Origin of the sequence: Paenibacillus sp. GXUN7292 (genome assembly GCF_050864975.1) — a bacterium.
In the GTDB taxonomy this organism is placed as follows: Bacteria; Bacillota; Bacilli; order Paenibacillales; family Paenibacillaceae; genus Pristimantibacillus.
Map to the genome: position 1 here is coordinate 24,883 of NZ_JBOZWO010000045.1, position 21,290 is coordinate 46,172.

Here is a 21,290-nt window from a genome sequence, read left to right on the forward strand (position 1 = left end):
GAGATAATTGAACCTACAACATGAAATGCTGCAATTTGCGGCAGAGAAGCAAATGTGGCAGGCTGGTCATACTATTGTTGCAGCTGTTTCAGGCGGTCCAGATTCAATGGCGCTGCTTCATATGCTGTATTCGGTAGCCGAGCAGCAGCAGCTGCAGCTTGTTGTCGCTCATGTTAACCATGGCTATCGTCCAGAAGAATCGGCTATCGAGCAAGCTGCCGTAGCACAATATGCTGAACAGCTGAAGCTGCCTTTTGAAGCTGTACAATTATCAATGCCCTCTTATATAGAAGAAAACAATTTAAACTCCCAGGCAGCAGCACGCGAGAAAAGATACGAATTTTTGCATATAATAGCAGATCGCTACTGCGCAAACAGCATCGCGCTTGCTCATCATGCCGATGATCAAGCTGAGACTGTAATGATGCGATTGATAAGAGGAGCGGGGCTTACGGGACTTGCTGGCATTCCAAGCAAAAGAAATGATAAAACAGTGTCATTGATTCGTCCATTGCTGCGTATGAATAAAACGGACATCATTGATTATTGCCAGCAGCACCAGGTACCCTATTACATAGATAGCAGTAATTTGCAAAAGCATTATTTTCGCAATCAAGTAAGGCTGGATGTGCTTCCTTATTTGATGCAGTACAATCCGCAGCTGTCCTCCTCCTTGCAGCGTATTGCCGAGGTTGCCGGTGAGGAGGATGATTGGATGCAGCAGCAGACGCAAAAAGCATTCGAGCAGCTGGTCGAAGTGAAGCAGGATCAGTGCATTATACGCGTTGATGAACTCGCCAAGCTTCATGTCGCTTTACAAAGGAGATTGATTAAACTAATATTAAGTTATCTTTCAAAAGAGTCAGACAGCTTTTCGTTTGAACGCATCGATTCAATGAGAATGCTTGCTGCATCTGATGGACCAAGCACAAATCGTTTGGATGCGGGACTACATATTCAAGTTAGACGAGAGTACGATTATCTTCGCTGGCTTTATAGCCCCCAATCTCTAGTGGAGCAAGAAGAGCGTTCCTATTCCATTACGATTTCCGAGGCAGCTGGGAGTGTTTATTCTCTTCCAGGAGGCTGGACAATGGAACTGGAGGTAATTTCAGCCCATTTGGCGGTTATGCCGAGTTCCCGGTACGAGGCGTGCTTCGATGCAGAGCAGCTAATATTTCCGCTGGAGCTGCGCAATCGCAGGCCGGGAGACAGAATGCAGGTTTTAGGATTAAAGGGATCAAAAAAAGTGCAAGATATGTTCGTTGATGCAAAAATTGCACCGCTTAAGCGAATGACTTATCCGCTTCTTTGTGATAGCGGAGGGCGCTTGCTGTGGATACCTGGTATACGGCGATCGAATATTGCTTTGACAAATCCGGATACGAGGGAAATCATCATCATGCGAGCTAAGCAGGAGTAGGCAGAATTATTTAACTTTAAGCAAGTGTAGGGGGATTTAAACGTTGCAAAAGGATATTAAAGCTGTACTGTACAGCGAGGAACAAATTCAAGCTAAGGTCCGAGAGATGGGGCAGCAGCTAAGCAAGGATTTCAACGGGCGTAATCCGCTCGTTATTTGTGTTCTCAAAGGTGCCTTTATTTTTATGTCTGATCTTGTTAAATCTATTTCTGTGCCGCTTGAAATTGATTTTATGGCGGTATCAAGCTACGGTCAATCTACAAAATCATCCGGCGTAGTAAAAATTATTAAGGATTTGGATGTGTCTGTAGAAGGACGAGATGTCATTATTGTCGAAGATATCATTGACAGCGGCCTAACGCTTAGCTATTTAATTGATGTGCTAGAGCGACGCAATGCCAGATCGGTAACTGTAGCCGCTCTGTTTGACAAGCCTGCCCGCCGTACGGTGGATCTGGAGCCTGATTACAAAGGCTTTACTTTGCCAGATGAGTTTGTAGTCGGCTACGGCTTAGACTTTGCAGAGAAATACCGTAACCTTCCATACATCGGTATATTGAAGCCGGAAGTTTACGAAAAATAATCGATGCATTACCGTACATGTTCATCCGAAACAGCCTCTATTGTTATGGAAAGTCATGCTATGGTAGAATATTTAAAGGCGTCTGAGAGGAGGTAGGGGATGAATCGGATCATCCGAAATACTGGTTTTTATTTGATCATCTTTTTGGTTACCGTAGGAATATTTCAAGTTCTAAGCGGACAGGGTGATTCTTCTGCTCCGTTGCGATATGATGAGCTGAAAAATGCTGTTGAATCAGGCAATGTCGCAGAACTAACGGTGAAATTTGAGAATCAGACTTATTATGTTGAGGGTAAATATAAACAGAAGCCATCAGGGGTGGACAGCGAGAAGTTTACGTCTAGAGTTGGGGTTGAAGCTGGCGAGAAAATTATGGAATGGGAAGATCAGTACCAGTTCCAGGTCAACTATAAGGAAATGGACCGCCCAAGCTTCTGGCTAACGTTCCTAACCTCTATCATTCCGTTTATTTTGATTTTTGTTTTATTCTTCTTCCTGATGAATCAAGCACAGGGCGGCGGCGGCAAGGTGATGAACTTTGGCAAGAGCCGTGCGCGCTTGTACAACGAAGAGAAGAAACGTGTTACATTTGAGGATGTAGCAGGAGCGGATGAAGAGAAGCAAGAGCTTGTAGAAGTAGTTGACTTCCTTAAAGACCCGCGCAAATTCAATTTAGTTGGCGCTCGCATACCTAAAGGGGTACTGCTTGTAGGTCCTCCTGGTACAGGTAAAACATTGCTGGCGCGCGCAGTTGCAGGCGAGGCAGGGGTGCCGTTCTTCAGCATCTCCGGTTCTGACTTTGTTGAAATGTTTGTTGGTGTCGGTGCTTCTCGTGTTCGCGACTTGTTCGAGAATGCCAAGAAGAATGCGCCATGTATTATATTTATCGATGAGATTGATGCTGTAGGCCGTCAGCGCGGCGCAGGTCTTGGCGGCGGCCATGATGAGCGCGAGCAGACGCTTAACCAATTGCTTGTCGAGATGGATGGTTTCGGCGCGAACGAAGGTATTATTATCGTAGCGGCAACAAACCGTCCGGACATTTTGGACCCGGCATTGCTGCGTCCAGGCCGCTTTGACCGTCAAATTACGGTTGACCGTCCTGACGTGAAGGGCCGCGAAGCGGTATTGAAGGTACATGCCCGCAACAAACCGCTTGATGGTGACGTGAAGCTCGATGTAATTGCTAAGCGTACAACAGGCTTTAGCGGCGCAGACCTCGAAAATCTGCTGAATGAAGCAGCGCTTCTAGCTGCAAGACGCAACAAGAAGGATATCGCAATGGTTGAGGTTGACGATGCGATTGACCGCATTATTGTAGGTACAGAAAAGAAGAGCCGTGTCATCAGCGACCGCGAGAAGCGTATCGTTGCGTATCATGAGGCGGGTCATACGATTGCAGGGTTTTTCTTGGAGCATGCGGATATGGTTCATAAAGTTACTATTATCCCGCGTGGACGCGCAGGCGGATACGTAATCATGCTACCGAAGGAAGATCGCATGCTTGTAACGAAGCAGGAGCTGCTTGATAAGGTTACTGGTTTGCTGGCTGGCCGGGTAGCTGAGGAAATATTTATCGGCGAAATTGGCACAGGAGCATACAGCGACTTCAAGCAAGCTACAGGCATCGTTCGCAGCATGATTATGGAATATGGTATGAGCGACAAGCTTGGCCCTATGCAATTCGGAAGCTCACAAGGCCAAGTATTCCTTGGACGCGATATCGGCCATGAGCAGAATTATTCCGATCAAATTGCATACGAAATTGACCAAGAAATGCAAACGATTATTAACGAATGTTATGATCGTGCGAGAAAGCTTCTTCAAGAGAAAAGCAAAGAAATGCATCTCATTGCAAATACATTGCTTTCTGAAGAAACACTTGAGATGGATCAAATTAAATCACTTATCGAGAACGGTACACTTACTAGCGAGGCAACTGAAGGTGCTTCCAGTGAAAGTCCGGCAGTATCAACTGCTGAACCGATTATCGATGAGATTGGAGATGTTAAGGTTCGTATCCAGCCTCGTGATGGGGAAGATCAGCCAGCGCCTCCGAGTCAAGATGGACAACGTGATCCTTCTGATGATCCTGACAAACAATAATAGGATTAAGAAGGCCTCCGATATACGGGGGTCTTCTTTTTTATGTAATATTTGGGAATCGAAAGCGAATTCGGTCCCTCTCTTAGGCACTGTGGAAAAGAAATATTAATTGTGTCGAAAAAATGACCTCACATCCATTGACAGACTACGCAGGCAAGTGTACATTAAGTTTTAATCCAATTATTTTGAAAACTTCACATGAGTAAATGATTACAGGTCAGCGGCTTGGTGACTTTGTGCAACTTTTCACAAGGTCGCTGCTTGAATAACGGAACGGGATAAAGTCTCGTCCTTCATACAGAGGAGAGGGTCTATTGTGGAAGCATTGGCAATGGAGCGAAAAGCAGAACAAAATCGTGAATTAACGGAGCGTTTGCTTCAGCTGAAAAAAGAGCGGAATGCCATTATTCTTGCTCACTATTACCAACGTGATGAAATTCAAGCAGTAGCTGATTTTCGTGGTGATTCCTTTTTGCTAGCTCAAAAAGCTGCAGAAACGGATGCGGATGTTATCGTATTTTGTGGTGTGCATTTCATGGGGGAGAGCGCCAAGATTCTTGCTCCTAATAAGACGGTTATTATTCCAGACGAGCGAGCGGGCTGCCCTATGGCGGATATGGTTAACGTCGATGGCCTGCGTAAGCTTAAGGCTCAGCATCCAAATGCCAAGGTCGTCACGTATATTAATTCATCTGCAGAAATTAAGGCCGAAACAGACATTTGCTGCACATCTGCCAATGCAGTTAAAGTAGTGAACTCTGTTGAAAGCGATGAAATCATTTGGGTGCCTGATAAAAACCTTGGTCATTATGTCCAGCAAAATACGGACAAAAAAATGATTATTTGGGAAGGCTATTGCAACACTCACGATATGCTTACCGTTAAAGATGTAGAAGAGATGAAAGTGAAATATCCAAATGCACAGTTCGTCGTGCATCCAGAATGCCGTCCGGAAGTTGTAGCACTCGGTGATTTTGTGGGCAGCACAACAGCTATTCTGAAATATTGCAAGGAATCGGATGCTAAGGAGTTTATTGTAGGTACGGAGGATGGAACAGGCTATCAGCTGCGCCTTGACAGCCCTGACAAGACATTCCACTTTGCTTCAAAATATTTGGTATGTCCGAATATGAAGGTCAATAATCTCAAAAAGCTTGTAAAATGCTTAGAGACAATGCAGCCTCAAATTTATGTGCCGCCTCACATTGCGGACCAAGCAAGACAATCCTTGGAGCGCATGCTGCTAGTCAAATAGCAGCCATTCCCATTCGTACCTGGAGGAATAAATATGATTCCTAGATATTTAACAGACACCGAACTGGAAAAGCTGCCAGTTGTGGATAAGGATGTAATTGTAATAGGGGCCGGCATTGCCGGTCTTTTTACCGCTATAAGAGCGAGCGAGCAGCATTCCGTACTCATGATTACTAAAAAATCATTAATGGACAGCAACACACGCTATGCCCAAGGCGGAATTGCCGCTGTTATTTCGGCTGAGGATTCCCCGGAGTACCATTTGCAGGATACGCTCATTGCAGGCGCAGGACTATGTTCTGAAGAAGCCGTTGATGTATTGGTGCATGAAGGACCGAAAGGTGTTCGCAGCCTTGTCAATATGGGAACCCAGTTTGATTTGGAAAATGGCGAATTTGCTTTGACGAAGGAAGGCGCGCATAGCCAGCGCCGGATTTTACACGCTAACGGGGATGCAACCGGCTTCGAGATTGTGCGTGCGCTTTCGCAGACGGCAATGGCCAACTCAAACATTGAAGTATGGGATGATCATTTTGTGATCGATCTTGTAACTGAAGATAATGAGTGCTGCGGGGCGATTGTGCAAAAGGAAGATGGCTGCAGGCTGTTTGTGCGCGGCAAAGCGACCATATTATGCTCCGGCGGGGCAGGACAATTATATCGTTACACAACAAATCCAGAGGTGGCTACTGGCGATGGCGTTGCCATGGCTTATAGAGCTGGCGCGTATATACAGGATGCAGAGTTTATTCAATTTCATCCGACGGCGCTTTGCTATCCTGGAGCTCCTCGCTTTCTTATTTCAGAAGCTGTTCGCGGGGAAGGCGCTATTCTGCGCAATATAAAAGGCGAGCGGTTTATGGAACGCTACCATGAGCTATTGGAGCTTGCGCCGCGTGATATTGTGGCGAGGGCGATCGTAACCGAAATGGAGCTTACCAAATCGACATTTGTTTATTTGGATATTACACATGAATCGGAAGCGATGATCAAGCACCGTTTTCCAACTATTTATGAGTATTGCTTAAAGTACGGCTTGGATTTAACGTCGGATTGGATACCTGTAGCACCTGCCATGCATTATATGATGGGCGGGGTGAAAACCGATCTTAATGGCGAAACTAATATTAAGCGACTATTTGCTTGCGGGGAAGTATCATCGACCGGTGTTCATGGCGCCAACCGGCTTGCCAGCAATTCGTTATCAGAAGCGATTGTGTTTGGCAGAAGAATTGTAAAGCGCATAAATGAGCTTCCTGCTCTCACTTCAGCGCCGCGCAGCACGATTTCCTTAAATCGAACAAGTCCGTCCATGCAACCGGTGGTAGAGCGTAGACTAAAGCTGCAGAAGGTGATGGTCAGATATGTTGGATTAATGCGCAGCAAGCAAGGGCTGGAAAAAGGAATCGAAGAGCTGAAGCGTCAGCTGCCTATTTTTTATTCCTTGTTATCGGAACGTGAGGAATATGAGTTTGCTAATCTGTTGACCTGCGCGCTGCTAACTGCCCAATCGGCATTGCACAGAGAGGAAAGCAGAGGCGCCCATTATCGAGAGGATTTTCCGAATCGGGATGATGTGCGCTGGAGAAAACATTCGGTGCTGCATCGCGAGCATGGGATGACCGAGGAGCGAATTGAATATGTTTAATACACTGACTAATGGTTATAATACAGAGCTTCGCAATCAAATTCGCAGCTGGCTGGCGGAAGATGTTGGCAGCGGAGATATTACGACGCAATCAACAATCCCGGCAGGCTCGCAATCCAAGGCTGTCATCCATGCCAAGGAAGCCGGCATTATAGCAGGCGTTTCAATCGCCCAGCTCGTTTTTGAAATGGTTGATGACAGCTTGAAATTCCAACCGTTCGTTCAGGATGGTATGGAGGTTGCCAAGGGGACTATTATCGCAGAAGTGGAAGGCAGCACACACAGCCTGCTGACAGGCGAGCGGCTTGCCTTGAACCTTATGCAGAGACTGTCCGGCATTGCAACCAAAACAAGAGCTTATGTGAATGAGCTGCAAGGCCTCCCTGTAAGGCTGGTGGATACTAGAAAAACGACGCCGGGCCATCGCAGCTTGGAGAAATATGCTGTCCGAGTAGGCGGCGGCGCTAACCATCGCTTTGGACTGTATGATGCGGTTATGATTAAGGATAATCATATTAAAGGAGCAGGCGGCATTACAGCTGCTGTTCAAGCTGCCCGCCGGCAAATTCCGCATACGATGAAGATTGAAGTGGAAGCGGAGTCCATGGAGCAAGTAGAAGAAGCGGCAGCATGCGGCGCTGACATTATTATGCTGGACAATATGAGCCCTGAGAATATGAAGGAAGCAGTTGCTTATATTAAACAAAAGGCGCCTCATATTATCGTAGAAGCATCGGGCGGCGTAACGCTGTCGACGATTTATGCTATTGCACAAAGCGGCGTCGATGTTATATCGGTAGGAAATTTAACGTATTCTTTCCAATCGCTTGATATTAGCTTGGATCTAAACGAGAAGAAGGGTGGAGCCGCTAGATGATTCTGGTTCTTGATGTAGGCAATACGAATATCGTTGTAGGAATATACAATGGTAAAGAATTATTGCAGCACTGGCGGCTCAGCACGAATCGTTCAGCAACTGTAGATGAATACGGCATGACCATTCATAATTTATTTCAGTATGCCGGCGTTGATTTGAAACAGCTGGAGGGTGTTATTATTTCCTCAGTTGTGCCGCCATTAATGCCGACTCTTGAGCGCCTATGCCACAAATATTTGGGCATGCCGCCGATGATTGTCGGTCCAGGCGTAAAGACGGGTCTAAACATCCGATATGAAAACCCGCGCGAGGTCGGAGCAGACCGTATTGTAACTTCGGTAGCAGGTATTGTGAAATATGGGGCGCCTCTTATCGTTATAGATTTCGGAACAGCAACAACATTCGATTTCATCGATGCAAGTGGAGATTATTTGGGCGGAGCTATTGTTCCGGGCATCGGCATATCTACTGAGGCGCTATACCAGCGCGCTGCTAAGCTTCCCCGTATCGAGCTTGTCAAGCCGAAGAGCGTAATAGGCCGCAATCCAGTCACATCGATGCAAGCAGGTATTATATATGGCTATGCCGGGCAGGTTGATGGTATAGTTAATCGCATAAAAGCAGAATTTAAAGTAACTCCGCGCGTTGTTGCTACAGGCGGCATGGCTGAGCTTATTGCCGGAGAATCAGAAACAATTTCGCTAGTAGACCCTCTTTTGACATTGGAAGGTCTTCGTATCATATATGAACGCAACCGGGAGGGATAGGAATGACAGAGCAGTTGAATGATATTCTTGTGCGCGGCACGGCATGGGATGGCAAAATCCGCGTGTTTGCGGCACGTACGACGAAGCTGGTTGAGCTTTTGCGTCAGCAGCATGATACTTATCCTACAGCTACCGCAGCGTTCGGACGCACTTTGACGGCAGGCGCCATTATGGGCGCTATGCTTAAAGGACAAGAGAAGCTGACTATTCAAGTTAAGGGCGACGGTCCTATCGGTCAAATCGTGGTCGATGCCAACGCTGATGGCGAAGTGCGCGGATATGTATCGCATCCTCATGTGCAGCTGGCCAGTAATGACAAAGGGAAGCTTGATGTCGCTGGAGCTGTAGGCCGCACGGGACATATACATGTCATTAAAGATTTGGGCATGAAGGAGCCATACAAAGGAAGTATTCCGATTATTTCAGGCGAGCTGGGCGAGGATTTTACTTATTATTTTGCAGTGTCTGAGCAAACGCCGTCAGCTGTAGGGCTCGGTGTATTAGTTGATACAGACAACTCTGTCATCCATTCAGGAGGCTTTATCGTGCAGCTGCTTCCCGGCTTGACCGATGAGGAAATAACCCGTCTCGAAAATGCAATCGGCACACTGCCTCCAGTAACGGCTTTACTAGATCAGGGAGAGACGCCGGAAAGCTTGCTGCGCTGGATTGTGGGTGATGATCTGGTTATTCATGACACGATGGATATTACCTTTAAGTGCTTGTGCTCCTTAGAAAGAGTGGAGCAAACATTAATCAGCCTAGGCGAAAGCGAAATGCAGCAAATTATTGAAGAGGACGGAAAAGCGGAGGTCGTTTGCCAGTTCTGCAATACGGCTTACAAATTAGATCGAAATCAGCTTGAGAATTTGCTCGATCAGGCCAAACCGAAGCCGATACAATAACCGGAGGCGCAGGTGTAATGAAGAAATTCGAGTTGCTGAAAGTTGTAGTGATCGTACAAGCTATTTGTATGATCGCACTCACAGGATTTGTAATTGTCAAGCTGTGGCCTGTTCAGCCGACCGATTCAGGAGAGCAAATAGAACCTGTACCTCAGGACAAGATAGAAGATACTGGAGAAGAGAAGCAGAAGATTATCGCGTCCGTTGGCGGCGAGAATATTTTATATGAGCAACTAATTGATGATTTATATGAACAGTACGGGGATGCTGCCTTGCGGACGCTTATGGTTCGTAAAGCGCTGGATATGGAAGCTGTCTCGCTCGGAATTGAGGTTACTGCAGCAGAAGTTGAGGAAGAAATTGCGAGATGGATGGCAGGATATGATGATGAGCAGCAATTTTATTCTGTCATGAAGGAGCAGCTTGGCATGTCCAGGCAGCATCTGTTCAACGATGCCAAATATAGGCTTCTTCTCGAGAAAATTACGATAGCTATGGTAGATGTAAGCAGCGCCGAGGTTGCTAAATATATTGATGACCATCCGGAGCTGTTTCAGCCTACTCAGCAGCTGCATTTGCGCTGGATAGTAACTGAGACATTGGAGAAATCAAATGATCTGATGAGCATGCTGGAGAGTGGAGAATCATTTGCCGAGCTCGCTGTGCAATATTCCAACGATCATTTTACAGCTGAATATGGCGGGGATCTGGGGCTGATCGATGCAACGGACCCATTTTATAATAAAAAGATGCTGCAAGAGGCTAGCAAGCTTAATCCTTCCGAAATAGTAGGTCCATTGGAAACAGATGACGGTTATGTTATTGTACAGCTGCTGGGGCGTACCGTTACAGATGAAATGCCAAGGTCCAAGCAGCAGGCGGAGGCACGCAGACAGCTTGCGCTGCAGCGATCTAAGCCGCAAAATAAAATAGAAGATGAGCTTTTGCAAAAATACGATGCTCTGGTTGTTAAATAAAGCTTAAAGCATTGGAAAAATTGGGAAGTTTAAGCGCAATAAGCTATTGACAACAGAACTGTGACATTGATAATATGGTATTAACCAAAACCGACTATTCAAGTGGGAATAAGGAGGAAATCACTATTATGGCTAGACTTGTGCAGAGTGTTACTGATCTTATCGGAGATACACCATTGGTACGCCTTAATCGTTTAGTACCGGAAGACAGCGCTGAAATTTATGTTAAGCTTGAATATCAAAATCCTGGAGCGAGCGTAAAGGATCGTATTGCAATTAGTATGATTGAAGTTGCTGAACAGGAAGGGCTGATCAAGCCGGGAGATACTATTATTGAGCCTACTAGCGGAAATACAGGGATCGGGCTTGCGCTGGTTGCAGCTGCCAAGGGCTATAGAGCGATTCTCGTTATGCCTGAGACTATGAGTATTGAACGCCGCAATTTGCTGCGCGCTTATGGTGCTGAGCTTGTCCTTACCCCTGGATCCGAAGGGATGAATGGTGCGGTTCGCAAGGCTGAGGAGCTGGTAAAGGAAAATCCGTCCTACTTCTTGCCGCAGCAATTTAAAAACCAAGCGAATGTTAAAGTTCACCGTGAAACGACAGGACCTGAAATCGTGGAAGCAATTCAAGCCCACGATGGCAAGCTTGACGCTTTTGTGGCAGGCATCGGTACTGGAGGGACAATTTCTGGTACTGGAGAGGTTCTTAAGAAACACTTCCCTGATATCAAAATAATTGCAGTTGAGCCTGCTGCTTCACCAATATTGTCTGGCGGATCGCCTGGCCCGCATAAAATTCAAGGAATCGGTGCAAACTTTATTCCTGAAATATTGAATCGTGATATTTACGATGAAGTTATTACGATCGATAACGAAGACGCATTTGAATATGCACGCCGTGCAGCGAAAGAAGAAGGCATTCTATGCGGAATTTCTTCGGGCGCAGCTATTTATGCTGCATTACAGGTAGCTAAGAAGCTGGGCAAAGGCAAACGTGTAGTTGCTATTGTTCCGAGCAACGGGGAACGCTACCTGAGCACGCCTTTGTTTAACTTTGAAAACTAATTGCAGCAGCTGTTATTAAAATAATAAAAAGTATAAGTATAGGATTGCCAGCCTTCCATTCGTGAGAATGGAGGGCATTTTCATATTGGCTGGCGCGCGGTATAATGGCAGAGTCAATTACAATGAACGGTTTAAACATGGATTCATTTACGGTGATGCATTTATTTTGTATACTAGGCGAAATAGTGCTGTTGATCGGGGGATATCAAGTCATGTTGACGAGCTTAGAGCAGTGGAAAGAGTGGCGGAATGAAAGTACAGAGAAAAAGTATACGATGTTTCCGCTATGCAAGGAAATACCGTTGGAGCTGGACGGCGCGCGAAATGTATCCTCATGGGAGGAAGTTTGGCGCGATGCCTCGCCATATGCATTTGTTCTGGAGAGCGGCAAAACAGGACGCTATACGTATCTAGGCCTTCAGCCTTCAAGCGTTATTCAAGGCAAAGGATTATCTGCAACTTCATTAGAGCTGAACAGCCATAAAAAGGATGAAAAACGCTGGGAGGGAAAGCCGCTCGATGTTGTTAGAGCCTGGTTAAGGCCTTATCGTTCACCAAGGCTGCCCGGCGGCCCGAAGTGGTCCGGGGGCTGTATGGGCTTTTGGGGCTATGATGTAGCTCGCACGATTGAGAAGCTGCCGGTCATCGCGCAGGATGATTTGGCTGTGCCGGATTATTTGTTTATGCGCATGAACCAGATATGGGCAATTGATCATGAACAGCAAAAGGTATACTGCATTTATCAAAGCTATGTTGATGACGATGCGGATGAACAGGAATTGCACAGCATCTACGATAAGGCGTTCCATACTGTAGAAAATATGGCGCAATATTGGGTCGAACAGTTCCATGCTGAACAGTCTCTGGCCCAGGAACGCCGTCAGCAGCGTATGGCTCTTATCGATGAGCAATCGATGCATGAGGAGCATGATCAATTGACAGGCATGAGCACGCCTTTTGCAAAAGCAAGCTATGAAGATGCGGTACGGGCAATTCAACGCTATATTGGTCAAGGCGATGTGTTCCAGGTTAATTTGTCCTTGCGTCAAAGCAAACCAATAAAGGTATCGCCTGAGGAGCTTTATGAATGGCTGCGTTTAGTGAATCCCTCTCCTTATATGGGGTTTGTGCGTTGTCCGGAGTTCCAGCTTGTATCCGGCTCGCCAGAGCTGCTTGTTGAGCTTGTAGACGGCCGATTAGCTGCCCGCCCCATTGCTGGCACTCGCCGCAGAGGACGAAGTGAGGAAGAGGATGCACGGCTTGCTGAGGAGCTCGCAGGCAATGAAAAGGAAAATGCCGAGCATGTTATGCTGGTTGATCTGGAGCGTAATGACCTGGGGCGAATATCGGCTTATGGCAGTGTCCACGTTAAAGAACTGATGGTTATAGAGCGTTATTCGCATGTAATGCATCTGGTTTCTCAGGTTGAAGGAAGGCTTGCCGAAGGGAAGGATGCCTTTGATGTCATCGCAGCCAAATTTCCAGGAGGAACTATTACAGGCGCTCCCAAAATAAGAACGATGGAAATTATAGAAGAGCTGGAGCCTGTACGGCGCGGTCCTTACACTGGCTCTATGGGCTGGATTGACTACAACGGCGATATGGAATTTAATATTATTATTCGCACAATGGTGCTGCAGGGCAGCAATGCCCATATACAAGCTGGTGCCGGGATCGTAATTGATTCCGATCCGGAGCGCGAATACTATGAATCTTTAAGCAAAGCAAAAGCATTATGGAAAGCTATTCAATATAGCGAGCAGTTCAAGAAATTGCATAACAGTGTAGCAGAGTAGAGTATAGCGCAGCTGCCGCAGGCAGAATAGTCGAAGGGAGAAATTACAATGATACTTGTAATTGATAATTATGATTCTTTTACGTACAATTTGGTGCAATATTTGGGAGAGCTGGGCGAGGATATTATCGTAAAGCGCAATGATGAAATTGACTTGGCAGGCATTGAGCAGCTGGCTCCTGATCATATCCTTATATCGCCGGGACCTTGCTCGCCTAATGAGGCGGGCATCAGCTTGGCATTGATTGAGCGGTTTAAAGGCATTATTCCGATATTTGGCGTTTGCCTGGGACATCAGTCGATCGGCCAAGCGTTTGGAGCTGAGGTTGTACGGGCAGAGCGCTTGATGCATGGTAAAACATCTCCAATTCTGCATGACGGAAAAAGTATATTTGATTCTATCCCTTCTCCATTTACAGCAACTCGCTATCACTCCTTGATCGTTCGCAGAGAAACGCTTCCTGATTGTTTGGAAATAAGCGCGGAGACGACTGAAGGGGAAATAATGGGGCTTCGACATAAGGAATATAGAATAGAGGGTGTCCAATTCCATCCGGAGTCAATCATTTCGGAAAATGGACTGACTCTGCTTCGCAATTTTATTGCCCAGAAGGAAGCTGTTCGATGAAGGTTGGCCTTAATGGAACGGTCGTTGATGCGCGTGAAGCTGTGATCTCGGTTTATGATCACGGCTTTTTGTACGGTATAGGCTTATTTGAGACCTTTCGAACCTACGGCGGCAAGCCTTACTTGTTAAACTGTCATTTGCGAAGGATGAACAGCGGATGCCAGCAGCTCGGCATTCCTTTTACGATGTCAGGGCATGAAGTGGAAGCCTGGGTTCATCAATTGCTCATGGACAATCAACTGCAAGACGGCTATGTGCGTCTTACGGTAAGTGCCGGCGAAGGGGAGCTGGGCCTTCCTGTTGATGATTATAAGCAGCCTACTGTTTTGTTGCTAGTTAAATCATTACCTGGCACAAGCAGCGGAGCTGCTCGTACCGAAGGCCGCGAGCTGCGTTTGTTAGCGACTAAAAGGAATACGCCGGAAGGCTCCATTCGTTTTAAATCCCTTCATTACATGAATAATATAATAGCCAAGCGTGAGCTTGAAGTGCTGAAGCGTCAAGATGCTCATCTTCCGCCCAAACCGGTACAAGTCAATGGAGTAGAAGGTCTTATGCTGACGGAAGCGGGATATTTGGCTGAAGGAATTGTCAGCAATCTGTTTTTTGTAAAGAATGGGGCGCTCTGCACGCCTTCCATTGCAACCGGCATTTTGCCTGGCATTACGCGAGGGCGGGTGCTTGAGCTGGCCGACGAGGCTGGGTTGAATTGCGCAGAAGGCATGTTTTCTTGGCAAGAGCTTATTGAAGCTGACGAGGTTTTTATGACGAACTCGATTCAAGAAATAGTTCCCGTTACTTTACTGACAGATACAGCCGGGCAAAGCTTTAAAGTGAGTGAAGGTTGTACAGGCTATATAACAAAGCAGCTTCAAGAAGCCTATCAGGCTGATACGAAGAAAAACATTATTGGATAATCGCAAAATGTGTGCCGGTGCTAGCTGAAAATTACTGTGCGGGACAGGATAAGGAGGTATGGTATTAATGTTTTCTATAAGCAACGCAAAGCCGATATATCGAAGCTATAAGTGGGATAAGGGAGCTGGGCTTGAGATCGGCAAACGGACGCTAGTTATGGGGATATTGAATGCGACACCGGATTCTTTCTCGGATGGCGGGCGATATTTAGCGGTTGAGGAAGCGGTTAAGCATGCCTGTCAAATGGTTCAGGCAGGCGCCGATTTGCTTGATATCGGCGGTGAGTCAACGCGTCCAGGAGCGGCATTTGTCAGCGCCGAGGAAGAGATAAGCAGAATCATCCCGGTGGTTGAAGCTTTGCGCGAGGAGCTGCCGCATATTCCGTTATCTATAGATACTTATAAGGCTGAAACGGCAAGAGCGGCATTGAAGGCAGGCGCTCATATTATAAATGATATTTGGGGCTTAAAACATGACCCTGACATGGCCAAGGCAGCAGCGCAATACAATTGCCCGATTATCATTTCACATAACCGGAAAGAACGGAATTACAACGCTTTAATGCCCGATCTGCTTGCTGATTTGCAAGAAAGTGTGAATTTGGCACGTCAAGCGGGTATAGAAGAGAATAACATCTGGCTGGACCCTGGCATTGGCTTTGCAAAAACCTACGAAGATAATCTGGAAGTTATGCGCCAACTTTATAAGATAGTCGAGCTGGGCTACCCTGTACTGCTGGGCACTTCCCGTAAAAGATTTATTCAAAATACGTTAGCGCTGCCGGCCAGCGAGGTTGTTGAAGGCACTTGTGCGACGGTAGTGCTTGGCGCGGCCCAAGGCTGTCAGCTTGTTAGGGTTCATGATGTTGGCGCGGTAAAGCGTGCCGTTACAATGACAGATGCGATGCTGTATGGCACAGTTAAGCCGTAGCCGGCAGACTGTCAAAAATCATGATTGGACTGGAGAAACGGAAGCGCCTCGTTTGCGCAGATAGAAGGGAGAAGAAATGATGGATAACATGCAAATGAAGGGTATGCGCTTTTATGGGTATCATGGCGTTTATCCGGAGGAAAACAAGCTTGGCCAGCATTATATCATAGATTTAGAGATGAGGCTGGATTTGGAGCGTGCGGGCCAAAGCGATGATCTGGAAGCTACTGTAAACTATGCAGAGGTGTACAAGCATATAAAAGCCGTTGTTGAGGGACCTCCATTTAAACTGATTGAGGCGCTGGCCAGCAGCGTTGCATCCCGCGTGCTTGAAGTTTATACTATGGTACATGAAGTAACCGTTCGAGTGACAAAACCAAATCCGCCTTTTGAGGTGTTTTTTGACGGAGTCACAATTGAACTTAATAGAAGCAGAAGGCGGAGCGGCAATGAGTCTTGACATGGATTACCCGGCTGAGCAAACAATTCAAGAGGCGTATATCGCCCTTGGTTCCAATATCGGTGATCGCGCTGGATTACTCCAGCAGGCTATAGAAATGATTCATGCACATGAAGGTATACAAGTGTTGAAAGTGTCTCATATGTATGAAACCGATCCGGTCGGTTATGTGGATCAGCCGGCTTTTTTGAATATGGTTATTTCAGTTGCCACCTGCCTGTCTCCCATCTTGCTGCTTAGAAGCTTGTTAAAGCTGGAGCTGCAGCTGGGAAGAATAAGGAAGCAGCGCTGGGGACCAAGAACCATTGACCTCGACTTGCTCCTGTATGATAATGTCATAATGGACCAAGAAGAATTGATGCTGCCGCATCCTCGTATGATGGATAGGCCGTTTGTTCTTGTACCGCTGCATGATGTGATCGCAGATTCGCATCTGCTGCAAGAGCAGGTTGCATCTTTGTCTCAAGCGGCGCTTCAGTCAGGAAAGGAAGGCATCACTTTATGGAAAACCATCAATTGGCACAGCGAGTCAGGGCATTTCGCAAGCTAAAAGGCTATACCCAATTGGAATTAGCAAAGGAGCTTGGTGTCTCAGTGGCCGTTCTAGGCTCGCTAGAGCGCGGAACGCGTAAAAATGATCCAAAGCTGCTTAATCATATTGCCAAAACATTAGGAATTAGTTACGAAGAATTAATGTCGATTAAGGAGGAGTAGGAGCGACATGCTGAAAATCGGTGACATCGAAATGAAGAATAGAGTAGTGCTTGCGCCGATGGCCGGCGTGTGCAACCCAGCTTTTCGTTTAATTGCAAAAGAATTCGGAACGGGTCTTGTATGTGCCGAGATGGTAAGTGACAAGGCTATCTTGCATGGAAACAAGCGCACGATGGAAATGCTGTATGTAGACGAGCGCGAGAAGCCGCTTAGCTTGCAAATATTCGGCGGAGACCGCGAATCGCTTGTTGAGGCTGCAAAAGTCGTAGACAAGCAAACGAATGCAGACATTATTGATATCAATATGGGCTGCCCCGTACCTAAGGTGACTAAATGCGATGCAGGGGCGAGATGGCTGCTTGATCCGAACAAAATTTATGAGATGGTATCCGCTGTAGTGGATGCTGTTGAAAAGCCAGTTACCGTTAAAATGCGCATCGGCTGGGATGATCAGCATATTTATGCTGTTCAGAATGCCCAGGCTGTTGAGCGTGCCGGTGGCAAGGCTGTCAGCGTGCATGGCCGGACCAGAGAGCAGCTTTATACAGGCAAAGCAAACTGGGATATTATTAGAGACGTCAAGGAAGCAGTTTCTATCCCGGTGATTGGCAACGGCGATGTATTCTCACCTGAGGATGCGAAGCGCCTGCTCGAGCATACAGGCTGTGATGGTGTAATGATTGGCCGCGGAGCGCTTGGCAATCCGTGGATGCTGTATCGTACCATTCAGTATTTAGGCACTGGCGAATTGCTTGGCGATCCAACACCGCGCGAGAAGATGAAGGTTGCCATTCTCCATTTGGACCGTTTGATTGCACTTCGTAATGAACATATTGCGGTACGTGAGATGCGCAAGCATTTGGCATGGTATTTGAAAGGGTTGTCTGGCGGCGCTCGTGTAAAGGATGTCATTATGGAGGAGACTGGCCGCGATCGCTTGGTAGCAATTTTGGAAGACTATATTCGTTCTTTGGAAGAGGCCGAGGAGCAAAGTGCAGCTGCAGTTAATTAAGGAGAATGGCTTTGACGTTTCCTGTATTTTAAAATAGCAGCCTGAGCGCTTATACAAAATCGCCTTCAACATAAATAAAAAGTCAAAAAAAGCGGTTATTCGACACCCGTCGACAATAGCCGCTTTCAAGTGTGTTCGATTTGTCACACCTGAATGAAACGGTTTCAATAGTTGTGTTGGCTTAGATTGACATATGGGGGGCACTTGCCATATAATCGTGCAATATAATCAACAAACAACATGAGAGCAGATTTACTGCTCGCAGGTATGATGCCAATTTAAAGGCAATATATTAAGTAATAGTGAATTCATACAAAGTATGAAAAAAGTTCACACGACAGGAGAATCGGAAAGATGAACGATAAGCAAATCATTCTGACTCAGGACGGATTAAAAAAACTGGAAGAAGAGTTGGAAAATTTAAAATCGGTCAAACGTCGTGAAGTGGCCGAGCGTATCAAAATAGCAATTGGTTATGGCGACATCAGTGAAAACTCAGAGTATGAGGACGCTAAGAACGAGCAGGCTTTCATCGAAGGCCGTATTATTACACTAGAGAAGATGCTCCGCAATGCTCGCATTATTAACAATGACGAGATTGATATTGATACAGTGAGCATTGGCTCTATCGTTACCGTAGAGGATTTGGAATTTGGCGATACGATGGAATATGCTATAGTCGGAACAGCTGAGTCCGATCCGCTGAAAAACAGAATTTCCAATGAAAGTCCGGTTGGCAAGGCAATCCTGGGCAAGAAGAAGGATACCATAGTTGAAGTGAATGTGCCTGCTGGTATTATTCAGTATAAGATTATTGATATTAAAAAATAAGGTATGCTAATGGCGATTATAAAAAGCTTCCTTACAAGGAAGCTTTTTGACAATGTGAGCTGACAGAAATCCTGGCGAGCATATAACCGCTGAGCGAGCTCCTGCCGCCCTACAAGGCGGCATAAGCCGTTTGTGCTACAATTATAAGAGCGTTGGGTAGAAAGTTTACAAAGCTCTTATAATTTCGAAGAAACGGCATCCCCCCAAAAAGAACGAGTGATCGTGCTTCAATGGCGATGCCGGAAGTGTCAAGGAGATGAATGTAGTGGAACATGATAACAATGAACAAGAGCTAAGCGAGCTGCTTCAGATTCGCAGAGACAAACTGGACGAGCTTAGAGCGTTAGGTGTTGATCCGTTCGGCGGCCGATTTGAGCGAACTCATAATGCGGAGCAAATCGTGCGGGAATACGAGTCAGTAGGCAAAGAGGAACTGGCAGAGCAAGCTGTTAAAGTAAGTATTGCAGGCCGGATTATGCAAAAGCGCGGCATGGGTAAGGCGAGCTTTGCTCATATTCAGGATTTGAGCGGACGCATTCAAATCTATGTGCGCAAGGATACAGTAGCGGAAAATAAATTCGATGCGTTCGACATGCTTGATATCGGGGACATAGTCGGCGTGCACGGCGTTGTTTTCAAAACAAATACCGGCGAGGTATCAGTCAAAGCACTAGACCTCGACGTATTGACGAAGTCGCTTCTTCCATTGCCGGACAAGCATCACGGGTTAAAGGATGTAGAGCTGCGCTATCGTCAGCGCTACGTTGATTTGATTGTAAATCCGGATGTTCAAAAAACATTTATTACCCGTTCTCGTATTATTCAATCAATGAGACGTTATTTGGATTCACTCGGCTACTTGGAAGTAGAAACTCCGACGCTGCATGCTATAGCAGGCGGTGCTGCGGCACGTCCATTTATAACGCATCATAATGCGCTCGATATGCAGCTGTTCATGCGTATCGCGATCGAGCTTCATCTGAAGCGTCTAATCGTAGGCGGATTAGAAAAAGTGTATGAAATCGGTCGGGTATACCGGAATGAAGGGATTTCAACCCGCCATAATCCAGAGTTCACGATGATTGAGCTGTACGAAGCTTACGCTGATTACAAGGATATTATGAACCTGACGGAGAATTTAATTGCTCATATTGCACAAGAGGTTCATGGTACGATGAAAATTCAATACCAAGGACAGGAGATTGATCTCACTCCTCAGTGGAGACGAGTATCTATGGTAGACCTGGTTAAGGAAGTGACAGGCGTAGACTTTAGTGTGCATATGAGCGACGAAGAAGCACATCAGCTGGCAAGGGATCACAAGGTTCCAGTTGAGCCGCATATGACATTTGGCCATATTCTGAACGCTTTCTTTGAAACCCATGCAGAGCATACTTTAATTCAGCCGACGTTTGTAACAGGTCATCCTGTAGAGATTTCTCCGCTTGCGAAGAAAAATGCAGAGGATCCTCGTTTTACAGACCGTTTTGAGTTATTTATTGTTGCACGCGAGCATGCTAATGCATTTACGGAGTTGAACGATCCTATTGATCAGCGTCAACGCTTTGAAGCTCAATTGCTTGAGCGTGAGCACGGTAACGATGAAGCGCATGATATGGATGATGATTTCATTCAAGCGCTTGAGTACGGCATGCCGCCAACAGGTGGTTTAGGCATTGGAGTCGATCGACTGGTCATGCTGCTGACGGATGCGCCGTCTATCCGCGATGTGTTGTTATTCCCTCATATGAGAGATAACCGCGGAGCAGAATAAAGGAAGAAATGCAACTATATGCATCGACAGAGAAGGAGCTTGGCTTATTGCCAAGCTCCTTACTGTTGAAATTGACAAGCAAAAAGAAAGGGGAAACGGAGAGCAAGAATGGGAATGGAGAAGCGGTAGCGTCCGCCTTTGTAGGCCAATTTTATCCTTTACAGGGGTTATTCATCAAAAAAATTGGACTACAACAGCGGTCGGAATCCCAAACTTGATCGCAGTGGCACCCCTTTCGATTGCTTATCTACAATTAATCGACTGTCCCCCTATTAGCGTTATTACACCGAAAAAGCTTGTTTTGAAAATGTAACGAATCGTAGCGTGCTTATTGCGTATAAAACGCTGCCCAAATGACCATTTGTTCACAGATAGCGTCTCTGTTATGCATTAGAATCTCAAAAGGGGCATTATATGCGGAATAACGTATTCAGGCTTCGTTAAAAAATGAAAGCATCTCGAGTTCCGCTCTAGGTCCGTTATGTAGTCTATTAAGCCGCTGTATAGCTTTTTCAACAGTCTGACAAAATGGACTTAATTAGCTCCTATCAGTACTTGTCTTTTCTTCATTTTATACTTTTTAACAAGCTCGAGCTTGGCATATTGCCAGGCTCTTTTTTG

Annotated in this window: 20 protein-coding genes; all 20 read left to right on the forward strand. The window is 46.3% G+C overall.

Annotated features, from left to right (window positions below):
• The first annotated feature begins 7 nt into the window (after positions 1 to 7).
• The 20 genes from tilS (at position 8) to lysS (ending at position 20,669) form a co-directional block, all read left to right on the forward strand.
• Positions 8 to 1,423: a tRNA lysidine(34) synthetase TilS gene (tilS, locus tag ACRRU2_RS24715; protein ID WP_432505785.1), complete on the forward strand. Its 1,416-nt coding sequence runs from the start codon at positions 8 to 10 to the stop codon at positions 1,421 to 1,423.
• A 43-nt stretch (positions 1,424 to 1,466) separates the two neighbouring features.
• Complete coding sequence (hpt, locus tag ACRRU2_RS24720) at positions 1,467 to 2,006, forward strand: hypoxanthine phosphoribosyltransferase (protein ID WP_331701411.1); 540 nt, start codon at positions 1,467 to 1,469, stop codon at positions 2,004 to 2,006.
• A gap of 99 nt (positions 2,007 to 2,105) precedes the next feature.
• Entirely contained in the window at positions 2,106 to 4,112 is a 2,007-nt protein-coding gene (ftsH, locus tag ACRRU2_RS24725) for an ATP-dependent zinc metalloprotease FtsH (RefSeq protein ID WP_331701410.1), read from the forward strand.
• Between the two features lie 316 nt (positions 4,113 to 4,428).
• A complete protein-coding gene (gene nadA / locus ACRRU2_RS24730) occupies positions 4,429 to 5,367 on the forward strand; it encodes a quinolinate synthase NadA (protein ID WP_331701409.1) in 939 nt (312 codons plus the stop codon).
• 33 nt (positions 5,368 to 5,400) lie between these two features.
• Positions 5,401 to 7,014: an L-aspartate oxidase gene (nadB, locus tag ACRRU2_RS24735; protein WP_432505788.1), complete on the forward strand. Its 1,614-nt coding sequence runs from the start codon at positions 5,401 to 5,403 to the stop codon at positions 7,012 to 7,014.
• Positions 7,007 to 7,891, forward strand: a complete 885-nt coding sequence (nadC, locus tag ACRRU2_RS24740; RefSeq protein ID WP_432505790.1) for a carboxylating nicotinate-nucleotide diphosphorylase — start codon at positions 7,007 to 7,009, stop codon at positions 7,889 to 7,891. Before nadB ends, nadC begins: the two co-directional genes overlap by 8 nt.
• Positions 7,888 to 8,658 (forward strand): type III pantothenate kinase, encoded by a 771-nt coding sequence (locus ACRRU2_RS24745; protein WP_331701406.1) that lies wholly within the window; start codon positions 7,888 to 7,890, stop codon positions 8,656 to 8,658. The genes nadC and ACRRU2_RS24745 overlap by 4 nt, the downstream gene beginning before the upstream one ends.
• A gap of 2 nt (positions 8,659 to 8,660) precedes the next feature.
• Positions 8,661 to 9,563 carry an Hsp33 family molecular chaperone HslO gene (hslO, locus tag ACRRU2_RS24750; protein ID WP_331701405.1) on the forward strand — a complete coding sequence of 301 codons (903 nt, stop codon included), beginning with the start codon at positions 8,661 to 8,663 and terminating at the stop codon, positions 9,561 to 9,563.
• A 17-nt stretch (positions 9,564 to 9,580) separates the two neighbouring features.
• Positions 9,581 to 10,540 carry a peptidylprolyl isomerase gene (locus tag ACRRU2_RS24755; protein ID WP_432505792.1) on the forward strand — a complete coding sequence of 320 codons (960 nt, stop codon included), beginning with the start codon at positions 9,581 to 9,583 and terminating at the stop codon, positions 10,538 to 10,540.
• A gap of 128 nt (positions 10,541 to 10,668) precedes the next feature.
• The gene (cysK, locus tag ACRRU2_RS24760) at positions 10,669 to 11,607 is read left to right on the forward strand and encodes a cysteine synthase A (RefSeq protein WP_331701403.1); all 939 of its coding nucleotides are present in this window, start codon (positions 10,669 to 10,671) and stop codon (positions 11,605 to 11,607) included.
• 212 nt (positions 11,608 to 11,819) lie between these two features.
• On the forward strand, positions 11,820 to 13,403 hold the full coding sequence (locus ACRRU2_RS24765) for an anthranilate synthase component I family protein (RefSeq protein WP_432505810.1): 1,584 nt from the start codon (positions 11,820 to 11,822) through the stop codon (positions 13,401 to 13,403).
• Positions 13,404 to 13,451: 48 nt separating this feature from the next.
• On the forward strand, positions 13,452 to 14,030 hold the full coding sequence (gene pabA, locus ACRRU2_RS24770; protein WP_331701402.1) for an aminodeoxychorismate/anthranilate synthase component II: 579 nt from the start codon (positions 13,452 to 13,454) through the stop codon (positions 14,028 to 14,030).
• The gene (gene pabC, locus ACRRU2_RS24775) at positions 14,027 to 14,947 is read left to right on the forward strand and encodes an aminodeoxychorismate lyase (RefSeq protein ID WP_432505795.1); all 921 of its coding nucleotides are present in this window, start codon (positions 14,027 to 14,029) and stop codon (positions 14,945 to 14,947) included. The genes pabA and pabC overlap by 4 nt, the downstream gene beginning before the upstream one ends.
• A 67-nt stretch (positions 14,948 to 15,014) precedes the next feature.
• The gene (gene folP, locus ACRRU2_RS24780; RefSeq protein WP_432505797.1) at positions 15,015 to 15,878 is read left to right on the forward strand and encodes a dihydropteroate synthase; all 864 of its coding nucleotides are present in this window, start codon (positions 15,015 to 15,017) and stop codon (positions 15,876 to 15,878) included.
• Between the two features lie 79 nt (positions 15,879 to 15,957).
• The gene (gene folB / locus ACRRU2_RS24785; RefSeq protein WP_331701453.1) at positions 15,958 to 16,338 is read left to right on the forward strand and encodes a dihydroneopterin aldolase; all 381 of its coding nucleotides are present in this window, start codon (positions 15,958 to 15,960) and stop codon (positions 16,336 to 16,338) included.
• On the forward strand, positions 16,328 to 16,888 hold the full coding sequence (folK, locus tag ACRRU2_RS24790; RefSeq protein WP_432505799.1) for a 2-amino-4-hydroxy-6-hydroxymethyldihydropteridine diphosphokinase: 561 nt from the start codon (positions 16,328 to 16,330) through the stop codon (positions 16,886 to 16,888). Before folB ends, folK begins: the two co-directional genes overlap by 11 nt.
• Complete coding sequence (locus tag ACRRU2_RS24795; protein ID WP_331701398.1) at positions 16,840 to 17,052, forward strand: helix-turn-helix domain-containing protein; 213 nt, start codon at positions 16,840 to 16,842, stop codon at positions 17,050 to 17,052. The genes folK and ACRRU2_RS24795 overlap by 49 nt, the downstream gene beginning before the upstream one ends.
• A gap of 7 nt (positions 17,053 to 17,059) precedes the next feature.
• On the forward strand, positions 17,060 to 18,064 hold the full coding sequence (dusB, locus tag ACRRU2_RS24800; protein WP_432505801.1) for a tRNA dihydrouridine synthase DusB: 1,005 nt from the start codon (positions 17,060 to 17,062) through the stop codon (positions 18,062 to 18,064).
• 354 nt (positions 18,065 to 18,418) lie between these two features.
• Positions 18,419 to 18,895: a transcription elongation factor GreA gene (gene greA / locus ACRRU2_RS24805; protein ID WP_331701396.1), complete on the forward strand. Its 477-nt coding sequence runs from the start codon at positions 18,419 to 18,421 to the stop codon at positions 18,893 to 18,895.
• A 265-nt stretch (positions 18,896 to 19,160) separates the two neighbouring features.
• Positions 19,161 to 20,669, forward strand: a complete 1,509-nt coding sequence (gene lysS / locus ACRRU2_RS24810) for a lysine--tRNA ligase (protein ID WP_432505803.1) — start codon at positions 19,161 to 19,163, stop codon at positions 20,667 to 20,669.
• Positions 20,670 to 21,290: the final 621 nt, after the last annotated feature.